This is a genomic window from Bacillus sp. SM2101, from assembly GCF_018588585.1.
In the GTDB taxonomy this organism is placed as follows: Bacteria; Bacillota; Bacilli; order Bacillales; family SM2101; genus Nanhaiella; species Nanhaiella sioensis.
The window spans coordinates 406,495-431,754 of record NZ_JAEUFG010000001.1 but is presented as its reverse complement, the minus strand read 5'-3'; the positions used below and the strand labels follow the sequence as shown (position 1 = coordinate 431,754).

Here is a 25,260-nt window from a genome sequence, read left to right as displayed (position 1 = left end):
ATTAGGATGAACAGATTGAGTACGATTCCAACGGAAGTTGCTTGGAAGAACTTCAAAGAAGGAAAATGGCTAGATTCCATAGATGTACGAGATTTTATTCAAACAAATGTTACACCCTATACGGGCAAGGAAGATTTCCTTGCCCCCCCAACTCTAAAAACCACTCAACTTTGGGATAAAGTATTAGAGTTGATGAAACAGGAACGGGACAATGGTGGTGTACTTGATATTGATACACAAACAGTATCAACCATTACTTCACATGAGCCAGGATATATTGATAAAAATCTTGAAAGCGTTGTAGGGCTACAAACGGATGAGCCATTAAAACGTTCCATCCAACCTTTTGGTGGTATCCGTATGGTAAAAGATGCTTGCGAGGCTTATGGATATGATCTCGATACAGAAGTCGAGAAAACGTTTACTGAGTATCGAAAAACACATAATCAAGGGGTCTTCGATGCTTATACTCCAGAAATGAGGAAGGCACGTAAAGCTGGTATCATTACTGGGTTACCAGATGCATACGGACGAGGAAGAATTATCGGTGATTATCGCAGAGTAGCATTATATGGTGTAGACCGTTTGATGGAAGAAAAAAGCAAGGCTCATGCTCGATTAGAGAATGATTTAATGAGTGACACAGTTATCCGTGATCGTGAAGAGATTTCTGAACAATTTAGAGCATTACAAGAGTTAAAAGATATGGCTGCATCATACGGGTATGATATATCAAAACCCGCTGTAAACGCTAGAGAAGCAATTCAATGGCTATATTTTGCATACCTTGCAGCGATAAAAGAACAAAATGGCGCTGCGATGAGTCTCGGTCGTGTATCCACATTTTTAGATATATATTTTGAAAGAGATATACACAATGGGGTTCTAACTGAATCAGAAGTCCAAGAATTAGTTGATCATTTTGTAATGAAGCTACGTCTTGTGAAATTTTTGCGTACTCCTGATTATAACGAGTTGTTTAGTGGTGACCCGACGTGGGTAACTGAATCAATTGGTGGTATGAGTCTTGACGGACGTCCACTTGTTTCCAAAACATCATTCCGCTTCCTACACACGCTTGACAATCTTGGACCAGCTCCTGAACCTAACTTAACAGTACTTTGGTCGACTGAGCTTCCAGATCATTTCACAAGATATTGTTCAAAAATGTCAATAAAAACAAGTTCCATTCAATATGAAAATGATGATTTAATGCGTAAAGAATACGGTGATGATTACGGTATTGCATGTTGTGTTTCTGCCATGAAGATAGGTAAACAAATGCAGTTTTTTGGAGCGCGTGCTAACTTGGCGAAGGCATTACTATATGCAATTAACGGTGGGATAGATGAAAAGTCAGGTGTGCAAGTTGGACCAAGCCTTGATCCAATTACTTCAAATATCTTGAATTATGAAGAAGTAATGAAAAACTATGATGAAATGCTAAATTGGCTAGCGAAGCTATATATGAATACATTAAATATTATACATTACATGCATGATCAGTATTCTTATGAGCGTATTGAAATGGCACTACATGATGAGGAAATATTACGTACTATGGCTTGCGGTATCGCTGGCTTATCGGTTGTAGCAGATTCTTTAAGTGCAATAAAATACGCAAAAGTAAGACCTATTCGAAATGAGTATGGAATCGCGGTTGATTTTGAAATTGACGGAGATTATCCACAGTTCGGTAACGATGATGATCGTGTTGACATGATTGCAACAGAGTTAGTTGAGACATTTATGAATAAGCTTCGTCTGTATCCGACGTATCGTTCTTCTGTACCGACACAATCTATATTAACTATAACTTCAAACGTTGTGTACGGGAAAAAAACAGGTACAACACCTGATGGAAGAAAAGCAGGTGAGGCGTTTGCACCGGGTGCCAACCCGTTACATGGACGTGATAAAAATGGAGCGTTAGCATCACTAAATTCTGTAGCAAAGCTTCCTTATGAAGATTGTCTAGATGGAATCTCTTGTACTTTTTCAATGGTTCCTAATTCTCTAGGTAAAGAAGAGCAAACGAGAATCAATAATCTTGTCTCTATCTTAGATGGATATATGGCACAACATGGTCATCATATAAATGTTAACGTGTTTGAACGTGAACAGTTACTTGATGCAATGGAGCATCCGGAAAAATATCCACAATTAACAATACGTGTTTCAGGTTATGCCGTGAATTTTATTAAATTGACACGCGACCAACAAATTGAGGTTATAAATAGAACATTCCATGAAAGTATGTAAGTGAAAAAAGGGAGAATTAAAATGATATAATTTAATTCTCCCCTTACGTACTTATTTTTTTGTTTTAGGCAGTTCGATGACATTTTGCTAGTATTCATTCAGGTGTTAAAGTTTACTTTCCATCAAATAAGTCTTTTAGCCGCTCATATACTTTAGCATATTGTTTTTCTTGTCCACTTTGCTTAGGTTGAAAGTACTCCTTATCCTTTAGCTCATCAGGAAGATATTGCTGATGTACCCAGCCATTAGGATAATCGTGAGGATACTTATAACCAATTCCATGCCCCATCGTTTTAGCTCCTTTATAATGAGCATCCCGTAAATGTAAGGGGATTTCACCTGTATAACCTTTTCTAACATCTTCTAGTGCCATATCAAGAGCTTTATATGCACTGTTTGTTTTAGGAGACAAACATTGATCTACAACGACGTTAGCTAATGGAATTCTTGCCTCTGGCAAGCCAAGTCTTTCAACTGCTTCGCATGCAGTAACCGTTCTTACTGCTACTTCTGGAGCAGCGAGAGATATGTCTTCATAGGCAATGACAATTAGTCTTCTAATAATTGATGTTAAATCTCCACCCTCTATTAACCGAGCTAAATAATGAAGTGCTGCATTTACATCGCTACCCCTAATACTCTTTTGCAAGCAAGATAATAGAGAATAGTATATATCGCCCTTTTTGTCGTGAGAAAAACCTTTATTTTCAACACATTCTTCTACTGTTTTAATAGGAACGATGATTTTTTCCACATCAACCTCTTTTGATGCTATTACTACATCCTCTAGAATATTTAATGCTGATCGTGCATCACCGTTAGTCGACTGAGTAATTATTTCAAGAGCTTCATCAGCAATTTCAATGTCTAAGCTACCTAAGCCTCTTGTCGAATCAGTCAATGCTCTCAATAGTAATGTCATCATATCTTCTCTAGAAATACGTTGTAATTCTTTTATTTGACCGCACCTGCTTCTAATCGCTGGATTTACATCATGAAAGGGGTTCTCAGTAGTTGCACCTATTAATGTGATTAAACCTTTTTCAACATGAGGTAAAAGATAGTCTTGTTGTGCTTTATTGAACCGATGCACTTCATCGACAAATAAGATTAAACTTCCTTCAACTTCCGCTTGTCTAACAGCATTTTCTATATCTTTTTTGCCTGCTGTAGTTGCATTAATAGAAACGAAGGGCATATTTACCGTCCCGGCAATAGCTTTGGCAATCGAAGTTTTTCCAATACCAGGTTCTCCATATAACAATATTGATGGCACATGGCCATTAACTATCATTTTATATAACGCCGTTTTTGGTCCAATTATATGTTGTTGGCCAACAATTTCGTCTAATTTCCTAGGTCTCATTCGAAATGATAACGGGGATTCAACCAATGACTCGAATAACAAAGTAATCATCTCTCCTACTTTTTGGAATCTTTGTTCTTGTTCTAGGATGTTAATATGTATTACAATACACTATTATGGTATAATGGCAAATGCTTAATGTTATATATGTAGACTCTTTAAGTAAGCATTGTTGTTTTTAGTATTGAAGTGATTTATTCTATTGGCATATTTTAATGAAGAAAAGAAGTTACGAATGGTGATTAAACAAATTGTTCGTACAACAACAATGCATGCGAGAACAGCCGTCTGTAACTATACAATGGTTAGCCATCAGCCATTTTATAATATAAATTTTGATTGTGAACGGGACTTAATGACTTCGATAATGTCTAGCCCCAGGCACCATCGGCTTCCGGTATAAGCCAATGCGACAAGAAGATGATCTTAAAAGCACTCTCGTAGGTTCGTCTTATGCTTATCACCAGGATCAAGATGACAATTTCACCATTGCCCACAGTCGTGGGGAAATCTAGTGTCTAAGCATTTCTTATTTGTGGAGGGATATAAAGGATGAAGATTTCGACTAAAGGTAGGTATGGACTTACAATAATGATTGAATTGGCCAAGAAATATGGTGATGGGCCGATTTCGTTAAAATCTATCGCTAAAACTCATGATCTATCTGAACATTATTTAGAGCAATTGATTGCTCCTTTACGCAATGCTAGGTTAGTAAAGAGCATTCGAGGAGCGTACGGTGGATATGTGTTAGCAGATGATCCATCAAAGATAACTGCTGGAGATATTATTAGAGTTTTAGAGGGACCAATTAGTCCAGTTGAGGTTTTAGATGATGAAGAGCCTGCCAAAAGGCAGTTATGGATACGAATTCGTGATGCTGTGAAAGATGTCCTAGATAATACTACACTAGAGGATTTAGCAAGTTACAGTGGTGGAGATCAAGAATCTTACATGTTTTATATATAAGTTGTTTGCGCATTTCATGGTAGTCTAGCTTCAGCGCCTATCCCCTCGAGGTCACTTCGCCATTTCACCTGAAGACAAAAAGCGTCTTCATGTGAAATGACTCCAGTGCTTGTCGGGGATGAGCAAGCCGCTTACGCATTTCATGGTAGTCTAGCTTCAGCGCCTATCCCCTCGAGGGTCGGGGATGAGCAAGCCGCTTACGCATTTCATGGTAGTCTAAGCTTCAGCAACTATCCCCTCGAGGTTCGGGGATGAGCATGTCGCTTGCGCATTTCATTTAAGGAGGAATACAATGGAAAGAATATATCTTGACCATGCGGCAACTTCTCCAACTCATCCAGACGTTGTTAAAGAGATGAGCCCATATATGAGTGGAATTTTCGGTAACCCTTCTAGTATTCACTCCTTTGGCAGGGAAAGTCGCCAAGCCATAGATGATGCTAGACAAACAATCTCTGCTAATATTGGTGCCAAGTCAACAGAAATTATTTTTACGAGTGGTGGTACGGAAGCAGATAATTTAGCTCTGATTGGAGTTGCATTAGCAAATAAACACCGAGGTAACCATATAATTACAACTAAGGTTGAGCATCACGCTATTTTGCATACTTGTGAATATTTAGAAACCCAAGGCTTTAAGGTTACGTATTTACCAGTGCAGGAGAATGGAATTGTTTCTATTGAAGATGTAAAGGCATCATTGACAGATCAAACGATTCTTGTGTCAATTATGTTAGCTAATAACGAAGTTGGTGCAATTCAACCTATTAAAGAGTTAAGTGAAATTGTAAGAGCAAATGGTGCGTATGTTCATTCAGATATTGTACAGGGGTATAATTTATTCCCTATTCATGTCGATGACCTTGGTATTGATTTATTATCGGTTTCAGGGCATAAAATTAACGGCCCAAAAGGTGTTGGGTATTTATACGTTCGTTCTGGAGTGAAAATCACTCCAAGTTTACATGGTGGTGAACAAGAAAGAAAGAGACGTGCAGGCACAGAAAACGTGGCGAGTATTGTCGGTCTTAAGCATGCTGTTCAATTAAGCAACAAAGGCAGGAATGAACGCTTTGAGCTATATAGCAACTATAAAAAACAAATGATAGATATATTCAAACAAGAAGAAATTGATTTCAGTATCAATGGAGACCTTGAATTGACTGTACCAAATATATTAAATGTTAGTTTTGCAGGAGTAAGTGTCGAGGCTTTACTTGTTAACTTAGATCTTATAGGTATTGCGGCTTCTAGTGGCTCGGCTTGTACTGCCGGTTCTGTTGATCCATCACATGTTTTAGTAGCGATGTTTGGGAACGGCTCTGAGAGAATACAATCTTCGATCAGGTTTAGTTTTGGTTATGGAAATAATGAGGAAGAAATCCGAAAAGCAGCATATGAAATAACCAAAATTGTGAAACGGTTAACAAAACATTAATTAATATTATATATAAATGAGGTGAAAGTAATGAGCAAAGCTCCTAACGATACACGTGTTGTTGTAGGTATGTCGGGTGGGGTTGATTCTTCGGTTGCTGCATTGCTGTTAAAAGAGCAAGGTTATGATGTAATTGGTATTTTTATGAAAAATTGGGATGATACTGATGAAAATGGCGTTTGTACAGCAACTGAAGATTATAACGATGTCATTCAAGTATGTAATCAGATTGGTATTCCCTACTATGCAGTTAATTTTGAAAAACAATATTGGGATAAGGTATTTACTTACTTTTTAGATGAATACAAAGCTGGTAGAACACCTAACCCAGATGTAATGTGTAATAAAGAAATTAAATTTAAAGCCTTTTTAGACCATGCACTAGCTTTAGGAGCCGATTATGTGGCGACGGGTCATTATGCTAGAGTTGCATATCGTAACGGAGAATACAAAATGCTCCGTGGGATAGATGAAAATAAAGACCAAACTTATTTTTTAAATCAACTAGGTCAAGAGCAACTTTCTAAAGTACTCTTTCCTCTTGGTGAAATTAATAAAAGTAAGGTTCGTGAAATAGCCCAACAAGCTGGGTTAGCAACAGCAACGAAAAAAGATAGTACGGGAATTTGCTTTATCGGTGAACGAAACTTTAAAGAATTTTTAAGTAATTATTTACCTGCTCAGCCTGGAGAAATGCAAACATTATCAGGTGAAATAAAAGGAAAGCATGACGGTTTAATGTATTATACGATTGGCCAACGTCATGGTTTAGGTATTGGAGGAAGTGGTGAGCCTTGGTTTGTAGTAGGAAAGGATCTAGAAAAAAATATTTTATACGTTGACCAAGGTTTTCATAATGATTTGTTGTATTCGGACGCAATTTTAGCTACAAATGTAAGTTGGGTATCCGATCGTGAAATAACAGATACACTAAAATGTACTGCGAAATTTCGTTATCGTCAACAGGACAATGCTATTACCGTCCATAGAATAGATGATAATAATGTCAAAATTATTTTTGATGAACCAATTAGAGCAATAACACCTGGACAGGCAGTTGTTTTTTATGATGGAGACGAATGCCTAGGTGGTGGGACAATTGATATTGTGTACAAAAATGGAGAAGAACTAGATTACGTGTAGTAAAATATTTTAGAAAAAGCTTCACCTCACTTATGCAGAGGTGAAGCTTTTTAGGTGCAATACAACCTCTTGTAATTATACGTTTTAGTAACAATAAAATTCTGTTATGATTGGATTTACAACTTTGATGAACGTAACAGTGCCATCAAAGTGTATTGAGGCACTAGTATCATTCCTATGCTATACTAATAGCTAATTGGAGGTTTTAAAAATGGTTGATAATAATAAGCTAGGAATTCAATATATGCAAGAAGGAAAATATGAAGAAGCTGCAAAGGTGTTTAATCAAGCTATTGAAGATTCACCAAAGGATCCAATCGCATATATCAATTTTGGGAACTTGCTTTCTGCCTTAGGTGAAAACGAAAAGGCGATAGCTTTTTTTAATAAAGCAATTGAGCTTGATGAAGATAGTGGTGCGGCTTATTACAGCACTGGTAACTTACACTACAATAATGAAAAATATACAGATGCAAAGAATATGTTCGAAATAGCTATGAAAAAAGGTTTAACAAACTCTGATACGTATTTTATGCTAGGTATGTCGTTGTTACAATTAGATCAACCCAAACTCGCTTTACCTTATTTTCAAAGAGCAGTTGAACTAAATGTCGATGATGCCGAAGCGAGGTTTCAATACGGCTTATGTCTTGCGAATGAAAATCTAATTGATCAAGCCATGGAACAGTTTCAACAGGTCATTCATTTAGACCCTAATCATGCGGATGCATTTTATAATTTAGGTGTTGCGTATGCATTCAAAGAAAATGGTGAGCAAGCTTTAGCGATGTTTAATAAGGCATGTGAGATTCAACCAGATCATGTATTAGCTGCTCATGGAAAAAAAATAATAGAGCAAACTTAATGTTTTCATAATAGATTTTATTCTTCGGTAATGTTTCTATAGTGATACAACCAGAAGTATTTTGGTACTTTTATCATCACTCTATAAAGGAAAGATGCCACGAATTGTAACTTGGTATCTGTCAATTAGATGCAGTACTGTAACAACGCCTTGATTAGTCGCTGTTACATTGTGCTAGGACGTGCTTTTATATAGTGTTTTTAGATCAAACGGCAACTCGTAACATACATATTTACGATTCGTAATGAAAGGAGGGAAATGATGCTGATGGAGCAACAAGGAGTGCTGGATTTGTATAATGAAGAGCAGAAGTATATGAAGGGTACACATCTAGTCACCATCTTTCACAATGAAGCCAATCTATATTCAGTCGTTCGCATCCGATTGCAGGAAACGAACGAACAATATACAGAAAAAGAAGCAGTTGTCACAGGTTATTTCCCTCGTATCCATGAAGATGAAACATATATCTTTTTTGGTAAACTGAAGGAACATCCTAAGTTTGGCATGCAATTTCACGTCGATAGTTTCAGGAAAGATCTTCCTCAAACGAAGCAAGGGATTATACAGTACTTATCAAGTGATCTATTTCAAGGAGTGGGTAAAAAAACAGCAAGCAACATTGTCGATGTATTAGGTGAAGCTGCAATCTCAACAATTTTACAAAATCCTTCAGCTCTTGAAAAGGTACCTAAACTTTCAAAAGATAAAGCTCAGCAAATAGTTGATACGTTAAAAGAACATCAAGGTCTTGAACAAATAATGATTGCGTTATCTCAATATGGATTCGGTCCGCAATTATCAATGAAGATTTATCAAGTATACAAAGATGAAACATTACAAATTATCCAAAACAACCCTTACCAGCTAGTAGAAGATGTTGAAGGAGTTGGCTTTAGTAGAGCGGATGAGCTTGGGTATATGTTAGGCATCTCGGGCAATAATCCGCATCGTATAAAGGCAGGTTGTCTTTATATGCTTGATCAGCAATCAATTCAAGAAGGGCATACATATCAATATTTACATCAATTAATTAGGGATGTAAAAGAATTACTAGAAGAAAATAAGCGTGATTCCATGGATGAAGAAGATATCTCTCGGATTATTACTCATCTGTCGGAAGAAGATAAAATTATTGTTGAAGAGGATAAAATTTACAGTCCTTCATTATTCTTTTCAGAAAAAGGACTTGTAACAAATATTGGTCGAATATTGAGTCAAACTGAATATGAGGATCAATTTCCAGATTCAGAATTCTTATTGTCGCTAGGTAATATAGAAGAATATCTCAATGTTCAGTATGCACCTTCACAAAAAGAGGCAATTCAAAAAGCCTTATTATCACCAATGCTTTTACTAACCGGAGGACCTGGGACTGGGAAGACGACAGTTATTAATGGAATTGTAAATGTATATGCAGATTTACATGGCTGTTCATTAAACCCTAGTGATTATAATAAAGAAAATCCGTTTCCAATACTACTCGTTGCCCCTACAGGTAGAGCTGCAAAGCGCATGAGTGAAGCTACAGGTTTAAAGGCTGTGACAATACATCGCTTATTAGGTTGGAATGGAGTCGATGGATTTGAACATGATGAAGATAACCCAATTGAAGGAAAATTGTTAATTGTAGATGAAATGTCAATGGTTGATGTTTGGTTGGCAAATCAACTATTTAAATCACTACCTGAATCTATCCAAATGATTATTGTTGGAGATGAGGATCAATTGCCATCTGTTGGGCCAGGACAAGTATTGAAGGACTTATTAGATGCTAATATTATTCCAACAGTTCGTCTAACTGAAATTTATCGACAATCAGAAGGATCCTCAATCATAGCGCTTGCTCATGACATTAAAAAAGGTCAATTGCCACGAGATATTGTTTCGCAAAAAACTGACCGATCTTTTTTACCATGTAGACCTAATCAAGTACTTGATGTTGTATCAAAGGTTGCACAAAGTGCAAAAGAAAAAGGATATAGTGCAAGAGATATCCAAGTTCTAGCACCCATGTATCGTGGGCCTGCAGGTATAGATCAATTAAATAAAATGCTACAAAGTATGTTTAACCCTCCGTCAGACCAAAAACGTGAAATGTCATTTGGGGATGTAATATATAGAATTGGCGACAAGGTGTTGCAACTCGTCAATCAACCAGAAAGTAATGTTTTTAATGGAGATATGGGAGAAGTTGTCTCAATATTCTACTCCAAGGAAAATACTGAAAAACAAGATATGGTTATTGTATCTTTTGAGGGAAATGAAGTTACTTATACAAAACAAGATTTGAACCAAATCACCCACGCGTATTGTTGTTCCATACATAAGTCTCAGGGTAGTGAATTTCCAATCGTTATTATGCCAGTTGTAAAAAGCTATTACCGCATGCTAAGAAGAAATTTACTATATACAGGTATTACAAGAAGTAAAAAATTTCTAATATTATGTGGTGAAGAGCAAGCTTTTCGACATGGAGTTAGCCGTAATGATGATGGTATAAGACAAACAACATTATGTGAAAAATTAAGAATGGCTCATGAAGGTGAAATTGACAACGAAGATGACATTCCTTTTATTGTACAAGAAGAAAAATTAATGGAAAACGTTACACCTTATGATTTCATGGATGATTGAGTAACCTAATAATGTTCGGGAAGGTGGGATATCTTTGCGGACATTTTCCTTATTAAAGGGGTTACCAGTTTATTCACATGATGGCAAACAGCTTGGCAACGTCGTTGATCTTTTAGTTCAAGAAGATGGAAAGGTCGCATCAATCGTTGTTGAAGGTAAAAGGCTTTTTCAGAGAGATACTTTTATTCCAATAGAATCAGTTTTATCTTTTGATAATGATGGAATTACGATTAGCAGTTCTACAACAAAATATTCTACACGCCAAGAGAAAAATACACATTACTTAAACACCCACCATAGCTTAGCAAAAAAATTCGTGAAATCTGAAAATGGGGAAGTTCTTGGAATATTAGAAGACGTATTTTTCCAAGAAGAATTGGGCACAATAGAAGGGTATAAAATAACAGATGGTTTCTTTTCTGATATAAGTGATGGAAAAAAAGTAATTAAAAGCAATGACTTTACCGTTAACAAAGATACCATCATTTTTAAAGCTAAGCGGAAATAAAGAGGTGTCGTTTGATGTTAATGTGTCCAAATTGTAAAAATAAAGATCTTGGTAAAATTGGTGTTAACCAATATTATTGTTGGAACTGTTTTATAGAAATGTCAGTAAACCAAGGTATCATTAATACCCATCAAGTTGAAGAAGATGGAACGCTTAGTTCATTGGATGATCTCTTTGGAGAAGAAGATCGTACGATAAATTTGTAATTGACTCTTTCATTAAGGAGGACAAAATGAACAGAACAATTACTGCGTCATTGGTTGCTTTAGGTATGGGGGTTGCTGCATACCAAATGAACCAAAGAAGTGACATCATGTCTCCAAAAAATATAAAGAGAATGAGAAAGAAAGTTGCTAAGATGCTTTACTGACTAAAAGGGGCTGACCCAATTACGGGTTCTGCCCTTTTTTAAAGTTGATATTTTGTAACGATCAGAATTTAATTAGAGGTGGGGTATAGATGAAGGACATTCGTTTAGTATGGATTTATCGCTTACTTCTCTTTTTATTAATGTTTGTATTGTTATACGTTTTTATGAAGCTTGCGCCGATTTGGAAACCAACGCTAAAGATGATTGCAATTGTAATTACCCCTTTTGTTATTGCCGCATTTATTACTTACTTACTTCATCCCATTATCGAGAAAATCCATCATCACGGAGTTCCCAGGTCTATTGCTATTTTACTTATATATACTTTGTTCTTTGGAGGAGTTGGTTTCGGCTTATATAAAGGAGTACCAATTATTATTGAACAGCTAAAGGATTTAAGTGAAAATGTACCAATATTTATGGAGACGTACCGAGATTGGATTGAGGAAATTCGTGATCAAACATCCCATTGGCCAAATGGATTTCACGATAGAATTGAGGAAGGGCTACAATCAATTGAGAAAGAGAGTGCATTACTAGTTACAAAGTTATTAAACAGTATGAAACGATTGCTGAACTATATTATTTTAATTGCTATCATTCCGTTTTTAGTTTTCTATATGCTTAAAGACTACCCAGATATAAATAAGGCAATATGGTACATAACACCAAAAAAATTTCGTACCCCTGGGAAAGAGTTTTTAAAAGGGGTTGATGAATCACTTGGTAATTACATTAGAGGGCAACTATTTGTGTGCTTTGCGATCGGAATTATTGCAACAATTGGTTTTTGGTTAATCAAAATGAAATACCCTTTGCTACTAGGAAGCATCATAGGGGTTACGAATATTATTCCTTATTTTGGACCAATTATTGGTTTAATTCCAGCCGTTATTATCGCAGCGACTATCTCAATGAAGATGGTTCTATTCGTATCCGGTTTAGTCCTTGTTTTACAATTTATTGAAGGTAATGTATTATCACCACTAATTGTAGGAAAAAGCCTGCATATGCACCCTATTGTTATAATGTTTGCACTGTTAGTTGGGGGAGAGATTGCAGGTGTATTAGGTTTAATAGTTGCTGTTCCTTTTTTAGCGATAGTAAAAGTTACGATACTTCATGCCAAAACATATTTAATGAATCATTGACAAATAAGTTTTGCTTGTCTATAATTCGCATTATAATACGGAAAACGATGACGGATCGAGTATGTTATAGTCCACCTTATGTAATTATAAAATCAGAGAGGAATTTCCCTTTAGGCTGAAAGAAATTCTAGGTGAAGGATAACAGAAAGCTAATCTTGAGTGCAGATAAACCCTGCCGTTTTGCCACGTTACGGCTTATCATGAGTGATGAACAAACATATTTTTCTGTAAGGCGCTTGTCATTTACCAGAAATGGTGGGGAATTTACGCTTTTCGAAATTGTTCATAATCAGGGTGGTACCGCGAGTATAACTCTCGTCCCTGCTTTTGGGATGGGGGTTTTTTATATTTTTAAGGCTGTTTTCGCAATGTTTGTTGTTTTTCGAATTAGTAATAAACACGTACACCACTTTCGGTGGTGGCATCTTTTTTTCTTAAAAAGATGTGAAACGTATTAAACTCTTTTTATTTTCTAATTCGGTGACATTAGCAACATAGCTTTCGGAAAGAGTCATTATTAAAGAGTGTTCAATTAGTGAAATATTTTTTTCAGTGCTTTATTGAACAATTTCTAAAAGGAGATATTAACATGAAGAAACTAAACTCTGCAGAAGTACGCCAAATGTTTTTAGATTTTTTTCAGGAAAAAGACCATGCAATAGAACCAAGTGCTTCATTAGTGCCACATGAAGACCCAACGCTGTTATGGATAAATAGTGGTGTTGCTACATTAAAGAAATATTTTGATGGCAGAGTTATTCCAGATAACCCAAGAATTTGTAATGCCCAAAAATCGATTCGAACAAATGATATCGAAAACGTTGGGCAAACAGCTCGTCATCATACTTTCTTTGAAATGTTGGGGAATTTTTCTATAGGAGATTATTTTAAAAATGAAGCAATTCATTGGGCATGGGAATTTTTAACAAGTGATAAGTGGATAGGGTTTGATCCAGAAAAGCTCTCTGTCACGATCCACCCAGAAGATGATGAAGCGTTTGAAATATGGAATAAGGAAGTTGGTGTTCCGAAAGAACGTATAATTCGATTAGAGGAGAATTTTTGGGATATTGGTGAAGGGCCAAGTGGACCAAATACAGAAATTTTTTATGATCGTGGTGAGCAATTTGGGAATGATCCCAATGACCCTGAATTATTTCCAGGTGGAGAAAATGAGCGCTATTTAGAAGTATGGAATTTAGTATTTTCACAGTTTAATCATAATCCTGATGGATCTTATACACCCCTACCAAAGAAAAATATTGATACAGGTATGGGACTTGAACGCATGTGCTCAATTATCCAAGATGTTCCAACCAACTTTGATACGGATCTTTTTATGCCAATTATAGAAGCGACAGAGCATATCTCAAATGAAAAATACCGTCAAGACAGTTCAAAAGATGTTGCATTTAAAGTAATTGCTGACCATATTCGCACAGTTACTTTTGCTGTAAGTGATGGTGCACTTCCATCAAATGAAGGAAGAGGTTATGTATTGCGTCGTTTATTACGTCGAGCTGTGCGTTACGCAAAGAAAATTAATATCCAACGACCGTTTATGTTTGAGCTTGTACCAACCGTAGCAGAAATCATGGTTGATTTTTATCCAGAAGTAAAGGCGAAAACTGAATTTATTCAAAAAGTTGTGAAAAATGAAGAAGAACGTTTCCATGAAACGCTTAATGAAGGCTTAACGATTTTAGCAAGTGTAATTAAAAAAGAGAAAGAAAATGGCAGTGATACAATCTCTGGAACAGATGTGTTTCGTTTATATGATACATACGGTTTTCCAGTTGAGCTTACTGAGGAATATGCAGAAGATGAACATATGAAGGTTGATCATGCAGGATTTGAAAAAGAGATGGAGCTCCAACGAGAACGAGCTCGTGCTGCTCGTCAAGATGTGGATTCAATGCAAGTGCAAGGCGGAGTGTTAGGTGACGTTAAGGTTGAAAGTAACTTTGTTGGTTATGAACAAACAAAGGCTGGAAGTAAAATTGAAATAATCGTTAAAGATGGTGACTTTGTTGAACGTATAGAACAAGGGCAAGAGGCACAAATTATCGTTGATAAAACACCTTTTTATGCTGAAAGCGGTGGGCAGATTGCTGACCAGGGATTATTTGAAAATAAAGATACTGTATTAAAAGTAAAAGATGTTCAAAAAGCTCCAAATGGACAAAATATTCATCATGTTAACGTTGAAAAAGGTACACTACAAAAAGGTCAAGCATTTGAAGCGAAAATAAATGAAGAAAAACGGTTAAATATTATTAAGAATCATACAGCTACTCACCTTCTCCACCAAGCGTTGAAAGATGTATTAGGAAAACATGTTAATCAAGCTGGTTCATTGGTAAATGCTGATCGTCTGCGATTTGACTTTTCACATTTTGGTCAAGTAACACAGGAAGAATTGGATCAAATAGAGTCTATCGTTAATGAACAAATTTGGAAAAGCATTGCAGTTCAAATTGACTATAAATCACTTGACGAAGCAAAAGAAATGGGTGCAATGGCACTTTTCGGTGAAAAATATGGAGAGGTTGTACGTGTTGTTCAAGTTGGTGACTACAGTTTAGAGCTATGTGGTGGTTGCCATGTACCGAATACCTCGGTCATCGGTTTATTCAAGGTTATTTCAGAATCAGGTATTGGTGCTGGAACAAGGCGTATAGAGGCCGTTACTGGTCAAGGAGCATATCAAGTAATTAATGAGCAAGTTCAGTTATTACATGAAGCTGCAAACAAATTAAAAGTAAATCCGAAGGATGTTACGAGCAGAATTGAATCTTTGACATCCGAATTACGTATGGTTCAGCGTGAAAATGAATCCTTATCGGCAAAGTTAGGAAATATCGAAGCAAGTAATTTAGTCAATGCAGTTAAAGATGTGAATGGAGTTTCGGTTCTAACGAGTATAGTAGATGCAGCAGATATGAATAATTTACGCTCAATGGTTGATGAATTAAAACAAAATTTAGGCTCAGCCGTTGTTGTCTTAGGTGCTATTAATGATGATAAAGTGAATATAGTAGCGGGTGTTACTAAGGATTTGATTCAAAAGGGCTACCATGCCGGCAAAGTAGTCAAAGAAGTAGCTACACGCTGTGGCGGTGGCGGTGGTGGTCGACCTGATATGGCACAAGCAGGTGGAAAAGACCCTAATAAACTTGAAAGTGCATTAAACTATGTTGAAGAATGGGTTAAATCCGTTTTATAATTTATATTTTTAGTGTACAATGTAAGTATGAAAAACTTGACAGATTCAACAGTCGGATCTTGAGGGTGAGGTGCATATAATGAGCTCGTTCGATAAAACAATGCAATTTAATTTTTCAGAAGAACCTGTCGAAACAAATGTAAAAGATGTACTTTTTACAGTTTATGATGCTTTGCAAGACAAAGGTTACAATCCAATTAACCAAGTTGTAGGATATTTATTATCTGGCGATCCTGCCTATATTCCTCGTCATAAAGACGCTAGGAACATTATAAGACAAATTGAACGTGATGAATTGATTGAGGAGTTAGTTAAATCTTATTTAGAGCATCACCGTAAGGAGTAAGTATATGCGAATCCTTGGATTAGACGTCGGTACTAAAACGATAGGGGTAGCTGTAAGTGACGAAATGGGTTGGACTGCCCAAGGTATCGAAACAATAAAAATCGACGAAGAGAGAAATGAATTTAGGTTGGACCGTCTAAAAGAACTCATTCAACAATATGAAGTTCAGAAAATTGTTGTCGGCTTTCCTAAAAATATGAATGGTACAGTTGGTCCAAGGGGAGAAGCTTGTATAGCATTTGCTAAATTGATGGAAGAAACATTTCAGCTTGAAACCCAATTATGGGACGAGCGTTTATCTACGATGGCAGCTGAACGTGTATTATTAAGTGCAGATGTTAGTCGTAAGAAAAGAAAGAAAGTCATTGACAAAATGGCAGCAGTGATGATTTTACAAGGATATTTGGACAGTAAAAACTAATGAGGTGAAAGTATGACACACAACGAAGATCAAATAACGGTAGTAGATGAAAACGGGAATGAACAGCTATGTAAAGTGCTTTTTACATTTGAAAATGCTGAATTCGGTAAATCATATGTACTTTATTATCCAGTTGGAGCAGACCATGATGAAGATGAAGATATAGAAATTCATGCATCAAGCTTTGTTCCGAGTGATGACAATAAAGATGGTGAATTACAGCCTATTGAAACTGATGAAGAGTGGGATATGGTTGAAGAAATGCTTAATACTTTCCTTGATGAAAACGAAGAAGTGTAAAAGTAGTTATTATTACAGATGAGGACCAGGCTGACTCTAATGGTAGCTTTTTAGCTACAAAATAGAGTCGGCCTTATCTATTTTAACAGATAAAAAAGTGAGATTTCTCTGAACTATATTTACTGCATGGTGTTTATCATTATTTATGTTTCTTTTCGTAAAAAATGTAGCTATTGTTTTCAAATTAGTGCGTCGATGTAGATGCCACGAAAGCTAGATGTATACGTGCGTATAAATCTTAGTATGAAAAGCAACAATCTATGTGAAAACAGTCTTTTTTATACGCATTGCCTTACCCATCAAAGTCACTTTATCATTTTCCCTGAAGGTAAAACGCCTTCAAATGAATGACCTCAAGGCTTGTCGAGGATGAGTGAAACACTTATGTTTTCTGAAAATTGTGATTACATGATTATTCTACGGTACCACTTAACTCATTTTACCTATTAAGATTAGAATAATTTTGTAAGCAAATGGCGAATGATAAAAAAAATGTAGTATAATAGTTCGAGTGAAAGGAGGACTCGATATGTCTGAGAAAGAAGCACAGAATGAAAAGCAGGAAAAAATTATAGAACAACATAAAGAAGCTAGAGTTATTAGAAGGATTGTACTTGTTATCACCTTAGTTTTATTAATTGTAATAGCTGGAGTTATTGGAGGCGGCTATGTATATATAAAATCAGCTCTACAACCAGTAGAACCGGAAAATGAGGAAACTGTTAATATTACGATACCGATTGGTTCTTCATCAACTGCTATTGCAAATATTTTAGAGGAAAACGGTCTTATAAAAGATGCTAAAATATTTCGCTATTATATTAAGTTTAAAAATGAATCAGGTTTTCAAGCTGGAGACTATGAATTGAGTCCGTCGATGACTTTTCAAGAGTTGATCGATAGTATTAAAACCGGTGTGGTTATACAAGATGTTGTTTTTAAAATAACGATTCCTGAAGGTAAACAACTAACACAAATCGGTAAAATAATTGCAGAGAAAACGAATTATTCTGAAGATGAAGTGATGGCAAAACTTACAGACAAAGAGTATATAGCTACACTTCAATCTCACTATCCTGATCTCTTGACGGAAGAAATTCTAGGTGAAAATATTAAATATCCCCTTGAAGGATATCTCTTTCCGGCAACTTACGATTTTTACAAAGAAGATCCTTCAATTGAGGATATTGTAGAAAAAATGTTAGCTAAAACACAAGAAGTATTATTAAATTATGATGCAGAAATTGCTGGGTTAGGAATGTCTGCACACACAGTCTTAACGATGGCTTCATTAATTGAAGAAGAAGCTACAGCAAAAACCGACAGAGAACAGATATCTAGTGTATTTTACAATCGAATGGATATTGGTATGCCGCTACAAACCGATCCTACAGTGTTATACGCATTAGGAAAGCATAAGGATCGCGTACTATACGAAGATTTAGAAGTGAATTCTCCATATAACACTTATATGCATGCTGGTTTACCTCCAGGTCCGATTGCTAATGCAGGAGAAATGTCCATCATTGCTGCATTAAACCCAGCAAGTACAGACTACCTATATTTCTTAGCAGCTCCATCGGGAGATGTCTTTTATGCAAAAACACTTGAAGAACATAATGCGCTAAAAGCACAATATATTACGAATGACTAAGAGATCGAACAAATTATATGTATAAAAAGTGGTAATTAAAGGGGGGGCGGAGAATAATTCGCAATCCCCTTGTTGTTATGGTAAAATATATCGAGTTGTTGGGAGTTCTTTTGTCGAACTCTTCTTTTTTTAAGGCTCTTTTCGATCAATTTGTTGTTTTTGTTACTCAATTAGAATCGTAAGAAGTGGATTTATAAGTTTGTATTGTTTTATACATGCAAAGATCACCAGAACGTTAGATGTAACGGGTTTATATTCTTAGAACGTAAACAACCATCAATGCGAAAACAGTCTAATAGAACAATGATAATCTACAGGAATGAGGTAGCATAGCGTGGATGTCGAGCTAGTGAATACCTATTTAGAGAGTCTCGTAAGAGAGAGACAGCCTCTAATACACGAAATGGAGCAGTATGCAAACGAGCATCATGTACCGATAATGGAGCTCGTTGGAATAGAAGCAATACTACAAATATTACGTATTGTGCAACCTAAAAAAATTTTGGAAATTGGAACGGCGATTGGCTATTCTGCTATAAGGATGGCATTAACTTTGCCACATGCAGAAATTGTAACAGTTGAACGTCACAAACAACGATATGATACTGCACGTGAATTCGTAAAAAAGAGTGGATGTTCAAAGCAAATAGATATTTTATTTGGCAATGCCCTTGAACTTGAAGAACAAGTGAAGCATAGAGGTCCATTTGATTTTTTATTTATAGATGCAGCAAAAGGGCAATATAAACGATTTTTTGAATTGTATAGCCCTATGCTCTCACAAAATGCAATAATCATTACTGATAATGTTTTATATAAAGGTTTTGTAGCTTCCAAAATAGATACAGAAAATAAACGTACTAATCAACTTATTAGCAAAATAAGAAATTATAACGAGTGGTTAATGAAGAACCCTTTATATGATACAACTATTTTACCAGTAGGAGATGGCATGGCAATTAGTAAGCGAAGAGGTGACTAAAAAATGAGGATACCAGAATTATTAGTTACCCCTACTTGTGTGGAAGATATTGAGCCACTTATTCAAGCAGGGGCTGATGCTTTTATGATAGGTGAACAAAGGTATGGTTTAAGATTAGCTGGGGAATTTAGTAGAAATGATATAAAAGAAGTAGTACAAATCGCCCATGCGAAAAATAGAAAAGTATATGTAGCTATGAATGGCATATTTCATAACGACAAAATTGGTGAACTACCAGACTACATTTCTTATTTAAATGAAGTTGGGATAGATGCAATTGTCTTCGGTGATCCTGCTGTGTTAATGACTGTGAAAGAGATCGCACCAAATATGAGGTTGCATTGGAACACGGAAACAACAGCTACTAACTGGTATACATGCAACTATTGGGGAAGAAAAGGTGCTGAACGTGCTGTTCTAGCTAGAGAGTTAAATATGGATGCGATCCTTGAAATGAAGGAACATGCTAAAGTGAAGCTAGAAGTACAAGTCCATGGTATGACATGTATGTTCCATTCAAAACGTTCATTGATTGGTAACTACTTTGAATTCCAAGGTAAGTCAATGGAAGTAAAGAACGATAGCAATAACAAAAATTTATTTCTACACGATAATGAAAGAAACAACAAATATCCAATCTTCGAAGACGAAAATGGAACACATATTATGAGTCCAAATGATATTTGTATAATAGATGAGTTAGAAGAAATGATGGATGCTGAAATAGAAAGCTTTAAAATTGATGGGGTATTAAAATCACCTCAATATTTACTTGAGGTTACAAAAAAATATCGATATGCGATGGATTTATGTGCTAAAGATCGAGAGCAATACGAAGAACAAAAAGACCTGCTTATTGAAGAAATTGAAAAGATACAACCCCAAAATCGTCCGTTAGATAGTGGATTTTTCTTCAAAGAAACAGTTTATTAAAGAAAAGCGCAAGCGCCTCGTACATTCCCGACAAGCACTGGAGTCAAATCACAAGAAGGCGTAGTTTGCCTTCGGGTGATTAGACGAAGTGACCTCGAGGGAATAGGCGCTGGAGCTAGACAATAAGAAAAGCGCAAGCGCCTCGTACATTCCCGACAAGCATAAGGAAAGTCGCAGGAAGGTTGTTTTTTTAACCTTATTGGCGGCTTAGCTTATGACTTCCAGGAGATAGGTGTAAGAGGTAGAACAAAAGAAAAGCTAGACATAAAAGGAGGTAGTAATTATGGTTGCATTAAAAGATGGAATTTCTGCTATGATTAATGGCCAAAGAGTTATTACTAAAAAGCCTGAATTACTAGCCCCAGCAGGTAATTTAGAAAAGTTAAAAATAGCTGTCCAGTACGGAGCAGATGCAGTGTATATTGGAGGTCAAGAATATGGCTTACGTTCCAATGCTGATAATTTCTCCCATGAAGAAATGGCAGAAGGGGTTAAGTTCGCCAATAATTATGATGCTAAAATATATGTAACTACAAATATTTATGCTCACAATGAAAATATTGATGGTTTAGAAGAATATTTACAAGGGCTTCAAAGTGCTGGTGTAACAGGAATTATTGTTGCAGATCCGTTGATTATCGAAACATGTCGACTAGTTGCTCCTAAGTTAGAGGTCCATTTAAGTACACAACAATCACTTTCAAACTGGAAGGCAGTTCAATTTTGGAAAGAAGAAGGACTGGAGCGTGTTGTATTAGGTCGTGAAACGAGTGCGGAAGAGATAAGAGAAATTAAGGAAAAGACTGATATTGAAATTGAGACATTTATCCATGGGGCAATGTGTATTTCCTATTCAGGGCGCTGTACGTTAAGTAATCATATGACTGCACGTGATTCTAACCGTGGAGGTTGTTGCCAATCTTGTAGATGGGATTATGACTTGTATAGCCTTAACTCAAACGATGATGAAGTGGCATTGTTTGAGGAAACTGATGCACCATTTGCAATGAGTCCGAAAGATTTAAAGTTAGTTGAATCGATTCCAAAAATGATTGACTTAGGTATTGACAGTTTAAAGATTGAAGGTCGTATGAAGTCCATTCATTATGTAGCTACTGTAGTAAGCGTGTATCGAAAAATTATTGACGCTTATTGTGCTGATCCAGATCATTTTACTATTAAACAAGAATGGCTAGAGGAACTTGATAAATGTGCAAATCGTGAAACGGCTCCAGCATTTTTTGAGGGTGTACCGGGGTATAAAGAACAAATGTATGGAAATCATAGCAAGAAAACAGCATTTGATTTTGCTGGATTAGTATTGGACTACAATAAAGAATCCAAAATAGTTACTTTACAGCAACGTAATCATTTTAAGCCAGGAGAAGAAGTCGAATTTTTTGGACCAGAAATTGAAAATTTCACTCAAAAAATCGAAGAAATTTGGGATGAGGATGGGAACGTTCTGGATGCAGCAAGACATCCATTACAAATCATTAAATTTAAAGTGGACAAGGATGTCTTCCCGAACAACATGATGCGAAAGGAGAACTAAGATGGGGAAGAAACCGGTAGTAATAGGTGTAGCTGGAGGTTCTGGCTCTGGTAAAACAAGTGTTACTAAAGCAATTTACGAGCATTTGAAAGAGCATTCGATTTTAATCCTTGAGCAAGACTACTATTACAAAGATCAAATTCATTTATCTATAGAAGAACGACGTAAAACAAATTATGATCATCCGTTAGCATTTGACAATGATTTATTAATTGATCATATAGAATCGCTGCTTGCATTTGAAAGCATTAAGAAGCCAGTATATGATTTTACGATTGATACAAGATCAGAAGAGGTTATCCCTGTTGAACCAAAAGATGTCATTATTCTTGAAGGCATGTTAGTTTTAGAAGATGAACGCTTAAGGAATTATATGGATATTAAGCTATATGTAGATACTGATGCAGATATAAGGATTACCCGTCGTATATTGAGGGATATTAAGGAGAGAGGACGAACTGTAGATTCAGTCATTGATCAATATGTGTCTGTAGTACGCCCTATGCACAATCAATTTATTGAACCATCGAAACGTTATGCTGACATTATCATCCCTGAAGGGGGACGCAATCATGTTGCGATTGACCTAATGGTAACAAAAATTCAAACAATTCTTGAACAAAAGTCTATTTTGTAATACGATAGCATAGATAAATGTAAATGCAATCATTGTATAATATTCATATCTTTGGCATGACAATTTTAATGATACGTGATTAATTATCATTAAAATTGTCGTCTTTAAGATATTCGTAAATGGTAATTGTACATATGTAAGAATAATTCAAACTTTGATCGTTAATAACAAGAGGAGTGAAGGGAATGGCAGCTGAAAAAATATTTCCAATGACAGCAGCAGGTAAGGAAAAATTAGAGCAGGAATTAGAATATTTAAAATCAGTACGTCGTAAAGAGGTAGTTGAACGTATAAAAATTGCACGTAGTTTTGGTGACCTTTCTGAGAATTCAGAGTATGATTCTGCAAAGGAAGAACAAGCATTTGTTGAAGGTAGAATTACAACAATTGAAAATATGATTAGAAATGCCAAAATTATTGAAGAAGACTCCAGTAATTCAAATATGGTTTCTATCGGAAAATCCGTTACGTTTGTTGAACTACCGGATGGTGAAGAAGAAACATATACGATCGTAGGTAGTGCTGAAGCTGATCCATTTGAAGGGAAAATCTCAAATGACTCACCTATTGCAAAAAGTCTAATTGGTAAGCAAATAGGTGAAGAAGTACAAGTTCAAACGCCTGGTGGAGAAATGTTAGTGAAAATAGTATCCGTCCAATAGGTTTTAATCCGAAACACCTTGTCAAAACTGCTGATGAGGTGTTTTTTTTATGGATGTTAGAAAAAGAACAATAAATTTATCCGTTGGTGTAATTATTTTTATCATAGTCCTGATCATTAGACTTATACAAATCCAGCTTATTCAAACAGAAGAGTTTTCAAAGCACAATATCAATTTATTAGAAGCAAGTGTTTCACAACGCACTCAGCAGGTTGTAATTGACCAAGGACGTGGGAAGTTTGTTGATAAAAATAATGAACCACTAACATATGTTAATCAACCTAGTTTAATTTTATTTCCATTTCTTAAGAATATGGACTGGCCAGTCGAACAAGTTGCCCGTTTAATAAATGTGTCTCCAGAAAAGCTAAATGTGGCAGTAAAAACTGCAAACGAACCTATTGTATTTGAAGAGGGGAAGGCTTTTACCTTAACAGATACTCAAATGACAGAGATAAATGATTTGAAGATTCCAGGTGTTTTTGCTGTGAACCGGCAGAATGAAATGCCAGACAAAATTGCAGAACATTTAATTGGCTTAGTACGTGAATATGAGCATGCACCAGTAAATAGTGAAGAAGTCAACGGAACAAAATCGATTAATCTAAAAGGTGGTATTTCTGGTCTACAACAACAGTTTAATGAATTTGTCTTGCCTGAAGCAGAATCTAAGCTCCTGTATCATGTAGATGGAAAAAATGGACCGTTGTTTGGCTTAGAAGTAAAATATACTGAGCCAGCAAATCCTTTTTACCCTGTAACTATCAAAACGACGATTGACAAAGAAATTCAAATTGCAGCCGAAAAAATTGTGAACAAACACCAACTTAATGATGGTGGCCTCGTGTTAATTGACATAGCTACAAATGATGTGGTTGCAATGGTAAGCGTACCATCAATTAACCATTCAGACCCGTACGTGGATGATGCACTAGAAAATAGAATGTTAACAGTGCAAACCCCAGGTTCTGTGTTTAAACCAGTTATTGCTGCTGCAGCGATTGAACACAATTTATTGCAATCGAATCGCATATTTGATTGTGACTTGGATATGTATGGAGAGGGGAAATCACAGTATCTTTCTGGTATGTTAAACTTTGAAGAAAGCTTTGCTAATAGTTGTAATTATACATTTTCAGTATTAGCACAAGAGCTTATGGAATTAAACTCGCAAAGTATTGAAGAATATGCTACTAAACTGGGCTTAATAAATCCTGTAATTTGGAATGGCGATGTATTTCATTTTGAAGAATTTAACCAACTGCCATACGTAGGGACTGGAACGATTTGGGTTGAAGAATCTGATAAGACATCTCCGAAAGCTATTGCACAAACTGCAAATGGACAAAAAAATGTTAAAGTTACACCATTGGCTATTGCCAATATGATGGCTACAATCGCAAGAGGTGGTAAAGAGCTGCAAGTAAGAGTAGTCAGTGATATACTATATAAAAATGAAACAACACTATATTCATTTCCTATACAAACAGTTAAAGACAATCAACCCCTTTCACCCTATACAATTTTAAAATTACAGCAACTTCTTCGTACAGTTGTCTTGGAGGGAACAGGAAGGGCATTTCAAGGGAATTCATATGAGGTTGCTGGTAAATCAGGAACAGCTCAACTAGGTATTAAGAATGATGATGGTGAGGAATTACATAATAAATGGTTTGCGGGATATTTTCCTGTGCAAAATCCTAAATATGCACTTGTTGTAGTTGATTTAAAACAACAAGAAAACAATGCTGTGACAAATGATGTCTTCTATGAAATAATTGAAACAATATATGAAATTGAACAAGGTAGCTCATAGAATGGCAAAACTTATATAA

General features: G+C 35.9%; 22 protein-coding genes. 21 read left to right on the top strand and 1 reads right to left on the bottom strand.

Annotated elements, in window-relative coordinates; all coding sequences use genetic code 11:
• Positions 1-6: 6 nt before the first annotated feature.
• Positions 7-2,262: a formate C-acetyltransferase gene (gene pflB, locus JM172_RS02140; protein WP_214480404.1), complete on the top strand. Its 2,256-nt coding sequence runs from the start codon at positions 7-9 to the stop codon at positions 2,260-2,262.
• A gap of 112 nt (positions 2,263-2,374) precedes the next feature.
• Here the strand turns inward: pflB and JM172_RS02135 are convergent, their stop codons facing one another.
• A complete protein-coding gene (locus JM172_RS02135) occupies positions 2,375-3,670 on the bottom strand; it encodes a replication-associated recombination protein A (RefSeq protein ID WP_483297234.1) in 1,296 nt (431 codons plus the stop codon).
• Positions 3,671-4,180: 510 nt separating this feature from the next.
• Between JM172_RS02135 and cymR the strand changes: the two genes are divergently transcribed.
• The 20 genes from cymR (at position 4,181) to JM172_RS02035 (ending at position 25,241) form a co-directional block, all read left to right on the top strand.
• Positions 4,181-4,597: a cysteine metabolism transcriptional regulator CymR gene (cymR, locus tag JM172_RS02130; protein WP_214480402.1), complete on the top strand. Its 417-nt coding sequence runs from the start codon at positions 4,181-4,183 to the stop codon at positions 4,595-4,597.
• 292 nt (positions 4,598-4,889) lie between these two features.
• Complete coding sequence (locus JM172_RS02125) at positions 4,890-6,035, top strand: cysteine desulfurase family protein (RefSeq protein ID WP_214480401.1); 1,146 nt, start codon at positions 4,890-4,892, stop codon at positions 6,033-6,035.
• A gap of 30 nt (positions 6,036-6,065) precedes the next feature.
• The gene (mnmA, locus tag JM172_RS02120; RefSeq protein WP_214480400.1) at positions 6,066-7,178 is read left to right on the top strand and encodes a tRNA 2-thiouridine(34) synthase MnmA; all 1,113 of its coding nucleotides are present in this window, start codon (positions 6,066-6,068) and stop codon (positions 7,176-7,178) included.
• A 211-nt stretch (positions 7,179-7,389) separates the two neighbouring features.
• A complete protein-coding gene (locus JM172_RS02115; RefSeq protein WP_214480399.1) occupies positions 7,390-8,043 on the top strand; it encodes a tetratricopeptide repeat protein in 654 nt (217 codons plus the stop codon).
• A 267-nt stretch (positions 8,044-8,310) separates the two neighbouring features.
• Entirely contained in the window at positions 8,311-10,680 is a 2,370-nt protein-coding gene (gene recD2 / locus JM172_RS02110; RefSeq protein WP_214480457.1) for an SF1B family DNA helicase RecD2, read from the top strand.
• Positions 10,681-10,714: 34 nt separating this feature from the next.
• Entirely contained in the window at positions 10,715-11,188 is a 474-nt protein-coding gene (locus JM172_RS02105) for a PRC-barrel domain-containing protein (protein ID WP_214480397.1), read from the top strand.
• A 14-nt stretch (positions 11,189-11,202) separates the two neighbouring features.
• On the top strand, positions 11,203-11,394 hold the full coding sequence (locus JM172_RS02100) for a hypothetical protein (protein ID WP_214480395.1): 192 nt from the start codon (positions 11,203-11,205) through the stop codon (positions 11,392-11,394).
• Positions 11,395-11,420: 26 nt separating this feature from the next.
• Positions 11,421-11,558 carry a YrzQ family protein gene (locus JM172_RS02095; RefSeq protein WP_214480393.1) on the top strand — a complete coding sequence of 46 codons (138 nt, stop codon included), beginning with the start codon at positions 11,421-11,423 and terminating at the stop codon, positions 11,556-11,558.
• 89 nt (positions 11,559-11,647) lie between these two features.
• The gene (locus JM172_RS02090) at positions 11,648-12,709 is read left to right on the top strand and encodes an AI-2E family transporter (protein WP_214480392.1); all 1,062 of its coding nucleotides are present in this window, start codon (positions 11,648-11,650) and stop codon (positions 12,707-12,709) included.
• Positions 12,710-13,298: 589 nt separating this feature from the next.
• Complete coding sequence (gene alaS / locus JM172_RS02085) at positions 13,299-15,935, top strand: alanine--tRNA ligase (RefSeq protein WP_214480391.1); 2,637 nt, start codon at positions 13,299-13,301, stop codon at positions 15,933-15,935.
• A 79-nt stretch (positions 15,936-16,014) separates the two neighbouring features.
• Positions 16,015-16,281, top strand: a complete 267-nt coding sequence (locus JM172_RS02080; RefSeq protein WP_214480390.1) for an IreB family regulatory phosphoprotein — start codon at positions 16,015-16,017, stop codon at positions 16,279-16,281.
• A gap of 4 nt (positions 16,282-16,285) precedes the next feature.
• Positions 16,286-16,702 (top strand): Holliday junction resolvase RuvX, encoded by a 417-nt coding sequence (gene ruvX, locus JM172_RS02075; RefSeq protein WP_214480389.1) that lies wholly within the window; start codon positions 16,286-16,288, stop codon positions 16,700-16,702.
• A 12-nt stretch (positions 16,703-16,714) separates the two neighbouring features.
• The gene (locus JM172_RS02070) at positions 16,715-17,002 is read left to right on the top strand and encodes a DUF1292 domain-containing protein (RefSeq protein ID WP_214480388.1); all 288 of its coding nucleotides are present in this window, start codon (positions 16,715-16,717) and stop codon (positions 17,000-17,002) included.
• Positions 17,003-17,531: 529 nt separating this feature from the next.
• Positions 17,532-18,656 carry an endolytic transglycosylase MltG gene (gene mltG / locus JM172_RS02065; protein ID WP_214480387.1) on the top strand — a complete coding sequence of 375 codons (1,125 nt, stop codon included), beginning with the start codon at positions 17,532-17,534 and terminating at the stop codon, positions 18,654-18,656.
• Between the two features lie 334 nt (positions 18,657-18,990).
• Positions 18,991-19,638: an O-methyltransferase gene (locus JM172_RS02060; protein ID WP_352222720.1), complete on the top strand. Its 648-nt coding sequence runs from the start codon at positions 18,991-18,993 to the stop codon at positions 19,636-19,638.
• 3 nt (positions 19,639-19,641) lie between these two features.
• Positions 19,642-20,571, top strand: a complete 930-nt coding sequence (locus tag JM172_RS02055) for a peptidase U32 family protein (RefSeq protein WP_214480386.1) — start codon at positions 19,642-19,644, stop codon at positions 20,569-20,571.
• A 283-nt stretch (positions 20,572-20,854) separates the two neighbouring features.
• Positions 20,855-22,126, top strand: a complete 1,272-nt coding sequence (locus JM172_RS02050) for a peptidase U32 family protein (protein ID WP_214480385.1) — start codon at positions 20,855-20,857, stop codon at positions 22,124-22,126.
• A gap of 1 nt (position 22,127) precedes the next feature.
• A complete protein-coding gene (udk, locus tag JM172_RS02045; protein ID WP_214480384.1) occupies positions 22,128-22,763 on the top strand; it encodes a uridine kinase in 636 nt (211 codons plus the stop codon).
• A 185-nt stretch (positions 22,764-22,948) separates the two neighbouring features.
• Entirely contained in the window at positions 22,949-23,425 is a 477-nt protein-coding gene (gene greA / locus JM172_RS02040) for a transcription elongation factor GreA (RefSeq protein WP_214480383.1), read from the top strand.
• Positions 23,426-23,474: 49 nt separating this feature from the next.
• On the top strand, positions 23,475-25,241 hold the full coding sequence (locus tag JM172_RS02035) for a peptidoglycan D,D-transpeptidase FtsI family protein (protein WP_214480382.1): 1,767 nt from the start codon (positions 23,475-23,477) through the stop codon (positions 25,239-25,241).
• The last annotated feature ends 19 nt before the right edge of the window (positions 25,242-25,260 follow it).